Source organism: Bacteroides sp. OM05-10AA (assembly GCF_003439055.1).
Taxonomy (GTDB): Bacteria; Bacteroidota; Bacteroidia; order Bacteroidales; family Bacteroidaceae; genus Bacteroides; species Bacteroides intestinigallinarum.
Genome location: NZ_QSUR01000007.1, coordinates 200474 through 217017, shown reverse-complemented (window position 1 = coordinate 217017; position 16544 = coordinate 200474). Strand labels below are relative to the sequence as shown.

8 protein-coding genes are annotated in these 16544 nt (G+C 38.2%); 7 read left to right on the top strand and 1 reads right to left on the bottom strand.

All coding sequences use genetic code 11. From position 1 onward, the window contains the following. Positions 1-879: 879 nt before the first annotated feature. Complete coding sequence (locus tag DXB58_RS07840; RefSeq protein WP_122136456.1) at positions 880-2070, bottom strand: site-specific integrase; 1191 nt, start codon at positions 2068-2070, stop codon at positions 880-882. 449 nt (positions 2071-2519) lie between these two features. Between DXB58_RS07840 and DXB58_RS07835 the strand changes: the two genes are divergently transcribed. The 7 genes from DXB58_RS07835 to DXB58_RS07805 all read left to right on the top strand — a co-directional run bounded on the left by DXB58_RS07835 (position 2520) and on the right by DXB58_RS07805 (position 16439). After that, positions 2520-5555 (top strand): TonB-dependent receptor, encoded by a 3036-nt coding sequence (locus DXB58_RS07835; protein ID WP_122136455.1) that lies wholly within the window; start codon positions 2520-2522, stop codon positions 5553-5555. 19 nt (positions 5556-5574) lie between these two features. Next, on the top strand, positions 5575-6987 hold the full coding sequence (locus DXB58_RS07830) for a RagB/SusD family nutrient uptake outer membrane protein (RefSeq protein ID WP_122136454.1): 1413 nt from the start codon (positions 5575-5577) through the stop codon (positions 6985-6987). 491 nt (positions 6988-7478) lie between these two features. Beyond that, positions 7479-10436, top strand: a complete 2958-nt coding sequence (locus DXB58_RS07825; RefSeq protein ID WP_117971427.1) for a SusC/RagA family TonB-linked outer membrane protein — start codon at positions 7479-7481, stop codon at positions 10434-10436. Between the two features lie 25 nt (positions 10437-10461). Continuing rightward, positions 10462-12066: a RagB/SusD family nutrient uptake outer membrane protein gene (locus DXB58_RS07820; RefSeq protein ID WP_117934395.1), complete on the top strand. Its 1605-nt coding sequence runs from the start codon at positions 10462-10464 to the stop codon at positions 12064-12066. Between the two features lie 25 nt (positions 12067-12091). Next, complete coding sequence (locus DXB58_RS07815; RefSeq protein ID WP_122136453.1) at positions 12092-12982, top strand: hypothetical protein; 891 nt, start codon at positions 12092-12094, stop codon at positions 12980-12982. A 110-nt stretch (positions 12983-13092) separates the two neighbouring features. Next, positions 13093-14352: a GTPase HflX gene (hflX, locus tag DXB58_RS07810; protein WP_122136452.1), complete on the top strand. Its 1260-nt coding sequence runs from the start codon at positions 13093-13095 to the stop codon at positions 14350-14352. A 95-nt stretch (positions 14353-14447) separates the two neighbouring features. Next, positions 14448-16439 carry a DUF4954 family protein gene (locus DXB58_RS07805; RefSeq protein WP_122136451.1) on the top strand — a complete coding sequence of 664 codons (1992 nt, stop codon included), beginning with the start codon at positions 14448-14450 and terminating at the stop codon, positions 16437-16439. Positions 16440-16544: the final 105 nt, after the last annotated feature.

Genomic DNA, 16544 nt, shown 5'->3' with positions numbered 1-16544 from the left:
TACGAAATCTGCAAAGTCTTTGCAGAACTAAATACAACTATAATATGCTGATTACTAATAAAATATACGATGTTTACTTTCCTTCGGCAATAAATCTTTTGTTGTGGTTATTATGCAGATTATCAATATATTAAACACCTATCAAACATATTAATTTGCTGATTTATGATACCAGATTTCTATCAAAAATAAGACATAACCGTCTATTAATTAATCATTTAAGTTCTTATCTTATATGATATAAGCTAAAACTTATTTCCATCTTAACTGTTGAAGATGGTTGTCTTGTTCTAAATTATATCCAATAATTATTGACTATAATAATATATTCATTAGCAAACGATAATCTACGAAAAAGAAAAACTCCAGATGAAAAAATGCATATTTTATTACTGCATATTTTAAAATATGCAGGGGTAGATTCAAATCTTCTCCAAAATCGCAGAGAATATGATTGATGAATATTCATATTGAATAGTTATATGCTTTTTCTGTATCAAAGAGATTGTGTAATTACATCTAATTATGTAAAAAGAAGTATTTATCATTTGTCTGATGCTAAAATGAAAGAACCCAAAATACCGGATTTTAATAGCTATTAGAGGCTGTCAGGTTTATAAATTAGCTTTTAATCCTTTCCTTTTAAAGAAAACAAAAGCTTCTCTACGACCAATGACTCGTTCCTTTTAAAGGAACGCTTTATTCCTTTAAATGGGACGAGTGATAATATTCGTAATAATGGTGTATATTTAGATTATGTATATGCGTTTTCGGAACTTATATTGCATATTCTTTCATTTATTATACACACTTTCTTCTATTAGAGAAAATTATACCTTCCATTTCTATAACCAAATCTTAAAAACAGAACACTTTCGTTTAGTTTTTGTGCTTATTACTATTTTTTGATGAGGCAGTTTTCTCAAGATCACGCACCACTGTAATATCCATTATATTCGCATATACCTGCGTGGTCTTCACACTTTTATGTCCTAACAGTTTTTGTACAGTAGTTATATTGGCACCATTATATAATAATAAGGTAGCATTTGTATGACGGGCGGTGTGAAACGATACACGTTTATCAATTTTAGCCAAGCCTGCCAATATGTTTAATTCCTTATTAATATTAGAATTGTCTTTCAACTTGAAAAAACTATTGAGGTCATCTTTATAGCGTTGCAATATCTGGATTCCTTTACCCTCAAATAATAAATATAAAGGAAGGCGTACCTCCATACCTGTTTTGACAGATTTGTATATTATCCAAGTCTCCTGATGGAACTCAACAATATTTGCAGAGGTCAGATTAGTGAAATCAGAATATCGTAATCCTGCATAACAACAAAATAAAAAAGCATCTTTTGTTTTTTGCAGTCTCGTATATCTTCCAGTCAGTTGCAAATTCTCAAATTTGTGTAACTCTTCCGGAGCTAAGTGTGTATGGCTTCCTTCTATACTTTTAATTTTATATTTTCTAAAGGCATACTTCTGTATATCCATATACTCCTTATTTATTGCAACATTAATATATCGTTTCAGATGCTTCATGTGCTTAGCAATAGTATTAAGGTGATAACCTTTAGATTGCAGGTAATTATCAAATGAAGACACAAACTCAAATGTCAAATCAGTAAATAATACCTCTTTCTTGAATTCCTGAAGTAATTCAAGCGTGGAAAGGTGATTCTGACGGGTACTTTCTTTCAAAGAAGAATTGGCTATCTCCTCTTTAAAAAAAGTCAAAAACGACCTTCCGTTGCTTAGAGGTTTATCAATAGAATTTTTTAATAAATCTAACGATATGGACTTTCCCTGTTGCCATAGTCCAAGTTCTGTTTGCTCAATAGCTGCTATATTTTCATATAACATACGATTCAAAACATTCGCATTAGGATGATTCTTCACCATTTTTCGTTTGGCATCCCACTGTTCCGGTTTGAGATATATTTTGGTGGAGAAATACATCTTTTTCCTGTTCAGGTAGGCTTCTACCTGAACTAATGCCATTCCTCTTTTATTCAATCTCTTCTTTCTGTTAAACACAAGGTTGTAACTGATCTTTTCCATACTTTCATTTTTTAATTAATAATAGAACAAATTAGACGTAATTCTGTGCTATATCAGAGGCGAATAAGCATTAATATCTCTAAAAAATAAATCTTCAAATAACTGTATATTCACAAAACTTTAAATTAAATGCCACTTTTTTATTCGCTTTTTTACGAAAAAAGCAAAAAGAATGGCTTTTAAAGGTGTTTTATGACTAAAAACGAGTAAAAGAAATATTAAAAGATGCATTTTGCTCATACAAAGTGTCAATTGCTATTTTAGGAATCAACGCTTTTGATTGAAAAAAATATGCTTATCGGCATAAATACAGCTTGTAAAATAACAAAATGTTATATTTGCAACCTTTTTTTATTAATATAATTGCTAGTTTCAGTTTTATTAATATATTTGCAAATTGTTAGAGTAAAGATACAAATAATGTAAAGTTAAACTTTAAGAGAGAATTTATGAAAAGAAAATTAATGCTGTTATTGGCATGCCTTTTTGTGGGCATAGGCCTAGTAACTGCCCAGACTCAAAAGGTCACAGGCGTTGTGATTTCTGAAGAAGACGGGCAGCCAGTTGTTGGCGCTTCTGTGTTGGTAAAAGGTACCACTCTGGGTACAATCACAGATGTAGATGGTAATTTTAATTTGTCGAATGTACCAAGTTCTGCAAAGACTTTGCAGATTTCGTACATCGGTATGCAAACGCAGGAAGTGGCGATAAAGCCCAATTTGCGAGTGGTTCTCAAATCTGATGCACAGCTAATAGATGAGGTTGTGGTAACCGGATATGGGGTAACTAAAAAAGCGGCATTTACGGGATCTGCCCAAACGGTGGATAACAAGGACTTGATGAAAAAAACAGATGCAAACTTTATGAAGTCTTTGGAAGGATCAGTAGCTGGTTTACAAGTAAATAGCTTGACTGGACAACCTGGTGCATATGCTTCTACTACTATTCGTGGGGTCGGTTCAATGAACTCCGGAACTGAACCTTTATATGTAATTGATGGTATTGCCATTTATACAGACAAAATGGGGGCTTATAACAAAGCCGGAACAGGAGATATGGCGGCAAGTCCAATGGCTAATATCAATCCTAACGACATTGAGTCCATCACAGTTTTGAAAGATGCTACAGCTACAGCTATTTATGGAGCTCGTGCAGCGAATGGAGTAATTGTAGTTACTACTAAAAAAGGTAGTCTGGGAAAAGCGCGTTTTAATGTGAATGCAAAAGTCGGAACTAGTTTTGTAGGTAAGATAGATCATAATTATCGTACAACAAATCTGGATAAATACAAAGAGATCTGGACCGAAGGACTAACAAATGCAGGATATGACGGTGAGGATGGCATGACTTCTGCTGAATGGCTGAATGCCTATGTTATGGATTGGTATAATGTGGACTTGACGCAAAATATCAAGAGTGTGGATTGGCTGAAGGAGATTCTGCAAAATGGTTTTTCGCAAGAATATGATATCAGTGCTCAAGGCGGGAATGAAAATTTGCGCTATTATATTAGTGGAGGATATTTTCAGAATACAGGTATCGTAATCGGAACTGGAATGAAACGCTATAGCGGACGTATCAGTTTAGATGGAAAAAGCGGGCGGATAGGATATGGACTTTCCGTGAATGGAGCACTCTCCGATATAAACAACACTATGACTGAAAGCCAATATACTAATCCTATTGTAGCAGTATATGACATCCGTCCGTTTGAACAGGTACGCAATGAAGACGGAACATATAATACAAATGTTAATTATAATCCTGTAGCTATTAACGATAAAGAAAAAGGTGATAAACGCAATCAAAAGCAGATTACATTGGTTGTGAATCCATATTTTACTTATAATATTATTGATGGCTTAACATGGAAGACAAATGCAGGATTGAGTTTGATTGACTTAGACGAGTTCTTTTACAGTTCAATTTATAATCCTCAATATTCCGGTAGCGGTATGCTTGGTCAAAGAAACCAGGAAAGGGCAACAACCTTGACCATTACCAATACCATAAACTTCAACCGCACTTTCAAAGACATGCATCATTTGAATGTATTGTTGGGACAAGAAGCACAGAAAATATCTTATAGAACAATTTATGCAGCTGCCAGTGGATATCCTAGTGATGCTGTTTTTGAATTGGACAATGCTTCCAAACCAACAGGGGCGGGATCTTCAACCAAAGCAAGCACTCTTTCTTCATTCTTTATGAATGCAGAATATAACTTGAATGATAAATATTATCTGTCAGGCAGTTTCCGTTATGACGGCTCGTCAAGATTTGGTGTAAACAACAAATGGGCTCCTTTCTGGTCTATAGGAGCAAAATACCGCATCTCTAACGAAAGCTTTATGGAAAATACCAAAAGTTGGTTGACAGATTTGACTATCAGAGGTAGTTATGGAACTGTAGGTAATCAGGATATTGGTTATTATGCAGCAATGGGATTATATAATTATGGATATTCTTATAATGGTAAACCAGGAGCTATTCCTTACCAAATAGCCAATCCGGATCTAAAATGGGAGACTGTTGCAAAAGCCGATATCGGTATCCATGCTGTTTTCTTCGAAAGACTGACACTCGAAGTAGACTATTATAACCAACGGACAAAAGATATGATATTTGATGTACCACTTTCTTACACAACAGGATTCGGGTCTATCCTAAAAAATGTAGGTGAGATGGAAAACAAAGGTATAGAATTCTTGATTAACGCTAACGTACTTAGAAATAAGGATTTCAGTTGGGATGTTCGTTTCACTGGTACGGCAAATAAAAATAAAATCATAAAACTTGCCACAGAAAAACCAATTGAAAATACTCTAACTATCAGAAAAGTTGGCGAGGCGTATAATACATTCTATATGCCGGAATATGCAGGAGTGGATCCTGAAACAGGAGAAGCAATGTGGTATAAAGGACAAGAAGGGGATGAGAAAACAAAAAATGTAAATGAGGCCGGTCAGCGAATTGTAGGTTCTGCCGATCCTAAATTTTATGGTGGCTTTGGAATGAATTTCAAATACAAAGGTTTTGACTTCTCTTTTGATACCAGTTTCACCTTGGGAAATAAAGTATATAACTCCGGATTTGCATTTGATATGCAGGTTGGACATTATTTCTTAGGTCCGGTATCTAACTATGTTTATGACAACCGCTGGCAAAAGCCGGGAGATATAACCGACGTACCCAAATTTGTAGCTGGAGACAACTCGGGAGCAGAAACTAATTCCAGCCGTTTCTTAATGAACGGTTCTTATTTAAGAATGAAATCCATGGTTTTAGGATATACTCTTCCGAAGAACCTTATGAATAAAGTGGCTATTGACAATTTAAGAGTTTATATCTCTGCTGACAATTTGTTCACTATCACTGCTAAAGATTTTATAGGATTTGATCCACAAACTAGATCTACTGGTATGCAGTCTTGGGCATATCCTGTACCTAGAAATATCATGTTCGGTCTTAATCTTAGCTTCTAAAAAATAACTTTAGAAATTTATGACAATGAAGAAAATATTATTTGCTTTATTAACCGGTTGGATGGCAATTTCATTCACCGCATGCGATGACTTCTTGACAGAAACGCCATCAACTTCTGTTCCGACAGAAGAAGCCTTGGTTACTACCCAAGATTTTCAGAATGCTCTAAATGGTGTATATTACACATTAGGTTCATATCGTTTTCTGGGACGTGATGTATTAGCAATTGGAGATGCGCCAACGGATATCACTTCACATTCCGTTGCAACGTCTCATTTCTATGACATCTTCCGCTATCAGATACTGGATACTAATTCATACATAGAAGAAATATGGGCATACGGATATTGGGCTATCGACCGTTGTGCACGTATCATTAAAGAAGGTGCTTCATTTAAAGAAGTAACAAAGGGGGATCTGTCAGAAGTGGAAGGATGCATCGCTCAAGCCTATGCAATTAAAGCCCTCTGCTCTTTCTATTTGACTAACATGTTTGGTTTGCCATATTCGGAAGCCAACAAAACGACATTAGGTATCGTAAACGTTACTGAACCCATCCCTGCCTATTCACAGGTGTCAAGAGTCAGTGTAGAACAAAATTATAGCCTGATTCTTGATGATATAACGAAGGCTAAAGAATATTATGCTAAAGAAGGTGTTGAAAATGTAGGTAAACAATATATGAATACGGCTGCAGTTGCTGCACTTGAAGCTCGCGTAAAACTCTATATGAAAAATTACGAAGGGGCTATTACGGCGGCTCAAGAGGCAATAACCCTAAGTGGTGGTACAATTGTATCAACCAAAGAAGACTATAAGAATATGTACACGACATTGGCTGTTTCGACAGAAGACATTTTCTTTATAGCAAAAGCCGAAGATGATTATTTGTCTGCTAATGCTCTGAATACTTTATGGAATAAATACGGTTTGTCTATTAACAGCGCAACAATAGCAGAATATTCATCTAATGATATTCGTCTGGCACTTCTTGGCGGTACGTGGACTGGTGGAAAAATGCGTGGTATCACAACCAATAATCAGATTTCTAACTTGCCGGTTTTCAGACTGCCTGAAATGTATTTAATACAGGCAGAAGCATATGCAAAACAGTCAACTCCTGATTATGGAAAAGCTAAAGAAAAACTATTGGAAGTAGCTGCCAAAAGAAATCCAGATTTGGATGACAATGAAATAGCAGAGGATCAAACGGTTATTGATGCCATTGATAAAGAAAGAAAATTAGAACTGGTTCAAGAAGGACATCGCTTCTTTGATGCAAGAAGATTAGGCAAAATTATTAGTGTAGCAGATGGATCGTACACTAATTTCAACATCGCAAAATTTGTGTACCCAATACCTTCTTTTGAAGTCAATTCAGGTTTTGGAGTTATACAAACAGAGGGATGGAGTAATAATCTACCTCGATAAAACATTTTTTAATATTGCCTCCATATAAGGATAAGTTTTAAATAAATAGATGAGACCTGCAATTTTAGAATTAATCGAAATTGCAGGTCTTATTATTTATAAATATATACATAAGTAGTTTTACGTAAGAAACAATAACTCGCTTGCGAAATTTCAATGAACGCCATATTTACTTTGACTAATAATCAACATTTGAATATTAGTCTGAATTAGTTTGTTACAATTTTCTTCATATAGTATTCCCTTACTAAATAAATATCACGTTTATTATCAGATGATTACATCTTTTTTGGGTAGAGATTAAGTATTACATATATAGACTGGTAATAATAACGAATTTATTTAATTATCTAATAATTAAGTATATATGTATCATTAATTAAGAAAAGAAAAAGCTCCCCACAGCTAAATGCAAGACATTACATTATTGATAATCAATAAGATATAAAATATTTAGTTCTGCAAAGACTTTGCAGATTTCGTACATCGGTATGCAAACGCAGGAAGTGGCTATTAAACCTAAACTGAAAATCGTCTTAAAGTCTGATACAGAGGTGCTTGATGAGGTGATTGTTACAGCTTACGGTACTTCTACCAAAGGAACTTTTACCGGATCTGCTTCCGTGATGAAAGCTGATAAGATTGAAAAGCGTCAAGTTTCCAATGTATCTAATGCGTTGGCTGGTGCAGTAGCCGGTGTACAGATTTTGAGTGATAATGGTCAGCCGGGCGAGTCTGCCAAAGTTCGTATCCGTGGTGTTGGGTCAATCAATGCAGGTATGGAACCTTTATATGTAGTGGATGGAGTTCCCTATGATGGAGATTTGTCTTCTATAAACTCTGCTGATATTGAAACGATGACAGTATTAAAAGATGCTGCTTCTACTGCATTGTATGGTGCTCGTGGTGCCAACGGTATTATTATGATTACTACTAAAAGAGGTACCTCCGGTAAAGCTCGTATTAACTTCGATGCTAAATGGGGTGCTAACTCACGGGCAATTAAGACATATGATGTAATGACTAGCCCGAAAAATTATATTGAAACTGCCTATCAGTCAATTTATAATTCTCAGATAAGCTTGGGATACTCTCCTGAAGATGCTAATATCAGAGCAAATAAGATTCTTCCGTCCGAAGCTTCCGGTGGTTTGGGATATCAGGTATATACAACGGCTCCGGGTGAGTTATTGGTTGGTTCCAATGGTAAACTGAATCCGAATGCTACTTTGGGTTACTCTGACGGTCAATATTACTATACTCCGGATAATTGGGCAGATGAAACTTTCCAGAATAATCTTCGTCAGGAATATAACCTGAGTGCATCCGGTGGTAGTGATAAAGGAACTTATTATTTCGCTTTCGGATACTTGGATGACCAGGGAGTCATTTCCGGTTCAGGTTTCAAACGTCTTAATGGTCGTTTTAAGGGAGATTATAAGTTGTATAGCTGGTTGAAAATTGGAGCTAATGTTAGTTATGTCAATACAGAGAGCCGCTACCCGGGAGATCAGGATGCAAATGCTACCGCTTCTTCAGGAAACGCCTTCTATATAGCAAACAATATGGCACCTATCTATCCTTTGTATGTTCGTGGTGCTGACAAGCAGATTCTATTGAACAACGGACGTAAAGTGTATGACTATGGAGATGGACAGAGTACAAATTTCTCTCGTTCTTTCATGTCAATCGCTAACCCTTCCGGTGACTTGATTTATAACAAAAGAGAATATTTGAGTGATGTAATAAACGCTAACTGGTTTGCAGAGATAACTCCTATCACAGGTTTGACAATATCTGCACGCTACGGTTTGAATATCGACAATACCCGTCAAAATGAAATGGGTAATGCATATATGGGACAGTCTGCTTCTTATGGTGGTACTGCTTATCAGGCTGCTATTCGTACTTATGGATTTGACCAGCAGTATGTTGCAAATTATCAATTTGCACTTAAAGATGTACATCACTTCGATGTAACAGCCGGTTATGATGGTTATTCCTATGAATATACACTGTTGGAAGGTAGTGGACAGAATCTGTATAATCCGGAAAGCTTCTATTTGGGTAATGTGATTGATAAATTCACGATAGGTGGCAAAAAGGACTTGTACTCAACAAAAGGTTTCTTTGGTCGTGTGAACTATTCATATAATGATACCTATTTTGGAAACGTTTCTTATCGTCGTGATGCTTCTTCTCGTTTTGCTCCGGAGAATCGTTGGGGTAACTTCTGGTCTGCAAGTGTGGCATGGATGTTGACTCGTGAAAGCTTCATGGAAGATATTACATGGGTGAATATGTTGAAATTCAAAGCTTCTTTCGGCCAGCAAGGTAATGATGATATTCTTTACCCGGGCGTTCTTCTGGAAAAGAACTACTATCCTTGGTTGGATCAATATAAGATGACTGGTGCTAATGGTACATTTGCCGATGGTACATTATTATATAAAGGTAACCCGGATATTACTTGGGAAACTTCTACTTCATATAATATCGGTGCCGATTTTGGTCTGTTCAACAATAAGTTGAATGGTAGTATTGAATACTTTGGCCGCAAATCAAAAGATATGCTTTACAATAGACCGACAGCCGGTAGCTTGGGATATACAGCAGTTCCGATGAATGTTGGTTCTATGACAAACTCTGGTGTTGAAATTGATTTGAATTATCAGATCATGGCCAATAAGAAATTTAATTGGAGTGTGAACCTGAATGCAACATTCGTTAAGAATAAGATTAATAAACTGCATCCTGACTTGAACGGAAAACTGATTGATAGTGACCGTATCTATGAAGAGGGAGAATCTATGTACCGTATGTATCTGGTTGATTACGCAGGCGTGGATGAAAAAACCGGAGAAGCCTTGTACTGGGCAAAGGATGATAATGGCAATGCAATTAAAACACCGGAATATTCAACAGCTGAAAATTATAAAGTAGCTACTGATGATATGATGCCTACTGTCTACGGTGGTTTGGGAACAACATTTGAAGCTTACGGATTCGACGCTTCTATTCAGTTGTCTTATCAGTTGGGCGGTAAAATCTATGATACCGGTTACAGACGTCTGATGCACGGAGGTGCTTCAAGCAGTGCAGGATGGAACTGGCACAAAGACATATACAATGCCTGGACACCGGAAAATCCGACTTCCAATATTCCTCGTCTGAATGCAGGTGATAAATATACAAACTCTGCATCCACTCGTTGGTTGACAAGCTCTGACTATTTGAGTATCAACAATATTACTGTAGGATATACTCTGCCGCAACAACTGGTGAAGAAAGTCATGCTTGACAAAGTACGTGTATACTTCACTGCTGATAATGTTGCTTTGATCTCTGCACGTAAAGGTCTTGACCCGCGTCAGAGCTATATTTCGGCTACAACAGCACTTTATACTCCTATTCGTACGATTTCGGGAGGTATTAGTCTTACATTTTAATTGAACTACAAATCAAGAACTTAATATGAAAACAAAATATATTTTTGCTTCTCTTTTATTATCTTCTTTTGCTTTCACAGGTTGCGAAGACATGGATACATTGCCCGAAGGCAATATCGTAACTTCGAATCAGAAAGATGAGATTGGGAAGATAGACCCTACCAAGGTAGAGGCACGTGTTAATGCGATTTTTGCACAATTTAGTTTGATGACACCGAATAAAGGTGCATTACAGCTTGAACGTCATAATGACTTTGGTTATCCTAGTGTCATGTTATTTACCGATGTAAATGGTAATGATGTGGTGACTGATGATAACGGTTACAACTGGATGACAGGGGAGCTTGATTATACCGACCGTTCCCAGACATCACTCGAATGTCAGATTGTATGGAATGATATGTATGCCATCATTTATGCAGCCAATAATGTTGTCAAGGAGATTGATCCTGCTACCTCGGATGCAACAGAACAATACTTCTTGTCACAGGGATTGAGCGCACGCGCTTTCTCATATTGGGTATTGGCACAACTTTATCAATTCAACTATAAGGGTAACGAGAGCAAACCTTGTGTACCGTTGATTACTGATAAAAATATGGAAGCTGCTGCTGATAACGGTTGTCCTCGCTCTACTGTTCAAGATGTATATACACAGATTACAACAGACCTGACTACTGCTGTAGATTTGCTTAAAAAAGCAGAGAGTGCAGGAGAAGAAAGAAAGGACAAACGCTATATCAGCCTTGCCGTTGCTTATGGATTACAAGCTCGTGTTTATTTGTCTATGCATGAATATGCGCAGGCAGCTACTGCTGCAGGTAATGCAATAGAGGCTGCTGCCAATGAGGGACTTGCTCCGGCTGACATGACGGATGTCAATAAGCCTGCGTTCTGGACTGTTAGCGAAAAGAACTGGATGTGGGGTATCATTGTCAATGAAACGGATGAAATTGTATCTTCCGGTATTGTGAACTGGCCGTCTCACATGGGATCTTTGAATTTTGGATATGCAAACTTCTCCGGTGGACTTCAGATTAACAAAGATTTATATGACAAGATACCGGGCGATGATGTTAGAAAAGGCTGGTGGATCGGTGGAGACTTGAAATCTAAGAATCTATCTCCTTCCCAGCAGGCTATGGTAACAGGTTACGGTTATAAAGCTTATACTCAAGTGAAATTTGCTCCTTATAATAATGTTCTTGAGACTTCTATTAATGCGAATGATATTCCTTTGATGCGTGTTGAAGAGATGTATCTGATTAAGGCGGAAGCAGAGGCTATGTCTGGAAAAGATGGCGAGAAGACCTTGGTGGATTTTATTAAGAAATATCGTAATGAAAAATATGTAGTTAACAGCTCTGATATTCAGGAAGAAGTATTCTTGCAACGTCGTATTGAACTTTGGGGTGAGGGGTTAAACTGGTTTGATTTGATGCGTTTGAATAAAGGTGTTGACCGTCGTGGAGCAGGATTCCCGAACGATAATATGATCTTTAATATTGCTCCGACTGATCCGATTTTGTTGTGGCCTATTCCTCAAGCTGAAATTCAGGCAAACCAGGCTTTGTCAGCAGCCGATCAGAATCCAACATCAACGACTCCGAAACCTGTAGAGGATAAGTAATAATTCTATTAATAATTTGAATCATATGAAACTAAATAAGTTCTTATTATATTTATTAATCGTTCCGGCTTTGTCTTTTGTAAGCTGTAGCGACTATGAAGATACTGAAGTGACGAGCCCGCAGGCAGATGAAAATGCTTTAGGTGCAAACTTTACTGCTGCTACGACTTCAATTGTAGTACACCCGGATGAGGATACATACCAACTGACGTTGAATCGCGTGAATACAAAAGAAGCGGTATCTGTTCCTGTAACAGTAAAATCCTGCTCGGAAATTGATGGTGTGAAATTTACAGATGTACCGACTGTGTTTTTATTTGCAAAAGGTGAATCTAAAGCAACTGTGGAATTGAGACTTAGTAATAAATGCAAATTTCAGGAAGTTTATAAGTTGACACTGTCACTGGGAGAAGGAAAAGATCATCCTTATGCATCCGGAACTTCTTCAACGGTTGTATCTGTGTCTAAGGATTATGCTTGGGTAAAGATAGATCAGCCTGTTGTGCTGGAAGCTGGCTGGTATGGTGCTGGAATTTTAGCACCTCTTGAGTTTGCTTCCGACTATGAAGATGAGGATGGAAATCAATTATTCAGAATCAAAGCTCTTTATTCTGCTGCCGGAACGGCATCTACAGCTACAGGACATTTACAGTTCCTGTTGGATGAGAATTATGATGTTGCAGGTATGTTATCTGTAGGTGATGCTTATAATCCAGAGAAGATTAACACCGGTGTAGTGGATAAGACTACGAAAGCACCTTATTACATGAACGTGAAATCTGCAGAGAAAACAAGCGAAGGCGCGTACGTCTTTACTTATGATGTCTTCTATTATGAGAATAACGTTGCGAAAAACAAAGTGGAAGGTGTAACGGCAACTCTCGATTATGATATAGCAGGTGCAATGGAAGAATAATATAGGATATTTTAAATCCTGAATGATACGAAAAAGAGGACAATAAAACATTGTCCTCTTTTTTTTTGTTATATTTGCGCCCACATTATTATATATAATAAAAGTAAAGAATGAAAGAATTTGTAATATCCGAAGCCAAAGTAGAAACAGCAGTGCTTGTAGGACTCATCACACAAACGCAGGATGAGCGTAAGACAAACGAGTATCTGGATGAATTGGCTTTCCTTGCCGAGACGGCTGGGGCGGAAGTAGTGAAACGATTTACACAGAAGTTGCCGACGGCCAACTCTGTGACTTATGTTGGAAAAGGAAAGTTGGAAGAAATCAGACAATATATCCATGACGAAGAGGAAGCAGAACGTGAAGTAGGAATGGTCATCTTTGATGACGAACTTTCTGCGAAACAGATTCGTAATATTGAAGCTGAACTGAAAGTGAAGATACTGGACCGTACTTCACTGATTCTTGATATATTTGCCATGCGTGCACAGACTGCGAATGCGAAGACACAGGTAGAACTGGCACAGTATAAATATATGTTGCCACGTTTGCAGCGACTCTGGACTCACTTGGAACGCCAGGGAGGTGGTTCCGGTGCCGGTGGTGGTAAAGGTTCCGTGGGACTTCGTGGTCCGGGTGAAACACAGCTCGAGATGGACCGTCGTATCATCCTGAACCGTATGTCATTGCTGAAAGAACGTCTGGCAGACATTGACAAACAGAAAGCTACCCAGCGTAAGAATCGCGGACGTATGATACGTGTTGCACTGGTTGGTTACACCAATGTGGGAAAATCAACCATGATGAACCTTCTCTCAAAGAGCGAAGTGTTTGCAGAAAACAAACTGTTCGCAACGTTGGATACCACTGTACGCAAAGTGATTATCGATAATCTACCGTTCCTGTTGTCGGATACGGTAGGGTTTATTCGTAAGTTGCCTACCGATCTGGTAGAATCTTTCAAATCAACATTGGATGAGGTGCGTGAAGCGGATCTGCTTGTACACGTAGTCGATATTTCCCACCCCGGATTTGAGGAACAGATTGAAGTGGTGAACAAAACACTGGCAGAGATTGGTGGCAGTGGCAAACCCATGATACTTGTATTTAACAAAATAGACGCTTACACCTACGTGGAGAAAGCGCCGGACGACCTTACCCCCCGAACAAAGGAAAACTTAACACTCGAAGAACTGATGAAGACGTGGATGGCAAAGATGGAGGACAACTGTCTCTTTATTTCCGCCCGCGAACGAATCAATATAGACGAACTGAAAAATGTAGTTTATCAGCGAGTGAAAGAATTACACGTTCAGAAATATCCCTATAACGATTTTCTTTATCAGACCTACGAAGAAGAAGAGGAATAATTAATCAATATGCTAATGTGCTGTTGTGCCAATTCCGATGCAGTACGTGTAGCCAATTGGCACATCGGCATATTGCACATTAACACATTATTATAATGAAAGACTATCGTAGATTGACTGAAGATGAGGTACTTCAGTTGAAGAGCCAGTCGTGTCTGGCCGATGATTGGGGAAATGTATCAGTGGCAGAGGGGTTTAATTGTGAGTACGTCCATCATACCCGTTTCTCGGGTGAAGTGAAACTGGGGGTATTCGAAGCAGAATTTACATTGCCGGGGGGCATTAAGAAACATTCGGGATTGCGTCATGTGACGTTGCATAATGTATCGGTGGGCGATAACTGTTGTATTGAGAATATCCAGAACTATATTGCCAATTATGAAATTGGTAGTGACACCTTCATTGAGAATGTAGATATTATCTTAGTGGATCGGTTGAGCACTTTCGGCAATGGAGTGGAAGTGGCTGTCTTGAATGAAACAGGAGGCCGTGAGGTGTTGATGAACGATAAACTGTCTGCGCACCAGGCATATATACTTGCACTGTACCGCCATCGTCCCGAGTTGATAAACCGCATGAAATCTATTGCGGATTACTATTCCAACAAACATGCTTCTGCTGTCGGCAGTATTGGCAATCATGTGATGATTCTCAATACAGGTTCGATTAAGAATGTCCGCATTGGCGATTACTGTCATATCTGTGGGACTTGCCGCTTATCCAATGGTAGCGTCAATAGCAACGTGACGGCACCTGTACATATCGGACACGGTGTAATTTGTGATGACTTTATCATCTCTTCCGGCTCTAAAGTGGATGACGGCACGATGTTGACTCGTTGTTTCGTCGGACAATCCTGTAAACTGGGACACAATTATTCCGCTTCCGATTCTTTATTCTTCAGTAATTGTCAGGGAGAGAACGGTGAGGCATGTGCTATTTTTGCAGGTCCTTTCACGGTGACACACCATAAATCTACTTTATTGATTGCCGGTATGTTCTCGTTTATGAATGCGGGTTCAGGGTCCAATCAGAGTAATCACATGTATAAGTTAGGTCCTATCCATCAGGGAACGATGGAAAGAGGAGCGAAGACCACTTCCGATTCATATATCTTGTGGCCGGCACGTGTCGGGGCTTTCTCTTTGGTAATGGGACGTCATGTCAATCATGCCGATACTTCCAATCTTCCTTTCTCTTACCTGATAGAGCAGCGTAATACCACTTATCTGGTTCCGGGAGTTAACTTGAGAAGTGTAGGTACTATCCGTGACGCACAGAAATGGCCGAAGCGTGATAAACGAAAAGATCCGAATCGGCTGGATTATATCAATTATAACCTGTTGAGTCCTTATACCATTCAGAAAATGTTTAAAGGACGTTCCATTTTGAAAGAACTGAAACGTGTATCCGGTGAAACTTCAGAAATTTACTCCTACCAGAGTGCTAAAATCAAGAACTCCTCTCTGAACAACGGAATTCGTTTTTATGAAATCGCCATTCACAAGTTCTTGGGGAACTCCATCATTAAACGATTGGAAGGCATTAACTTCCAAAGCAATGAAGAAATCCGTCAACGACTGAAACCTGATACGGAAATCGGGCTTGGCGAATGGGTGGATGTTTCCGGACTGATTGCTCCCAAGAGTGAGATCGACCGATTACTGGATGGTATTGAGAAAGGAACGGTCAACCGTTTGAAATCCATCAATGCAAGCTTTGCAGAAATGCACGAGAATTATTATACCTATGAATGGACATGGGCTTATCATAAGATTCAGGAATTCTACGGCCTGAATCCGGAAACGATTACAGCACAAGATATCATCGGTATCGTGAAAGCGTGGCAGCAAGCTGTTGTCGGATTGGATAAGATGGTATATGAGGATGCCAAGAAAGAATTTTCGTTGTCTTCCATGACCGGATTTGGTGCTGACGGCTCCCACGACGAAATGAAGCAGGATTTTGAGCAAGTACGCGGTGATTTCGAAAGCAATACCTTTGTGACTGCCGTCTTGAAACATATTGAAGATAAAACAGCTCTTGGAAACGAGCTGATTAGACGTATCGAAAGAATACAAGAATAAGATAAGCAAATGATAAACGGGAGAGTTCCTCCGTTAATTATGTTTTAATCTTTAATTTTTAATCTTTAATTTTTAATTTATATACTACCTTTGTCACACTAACTA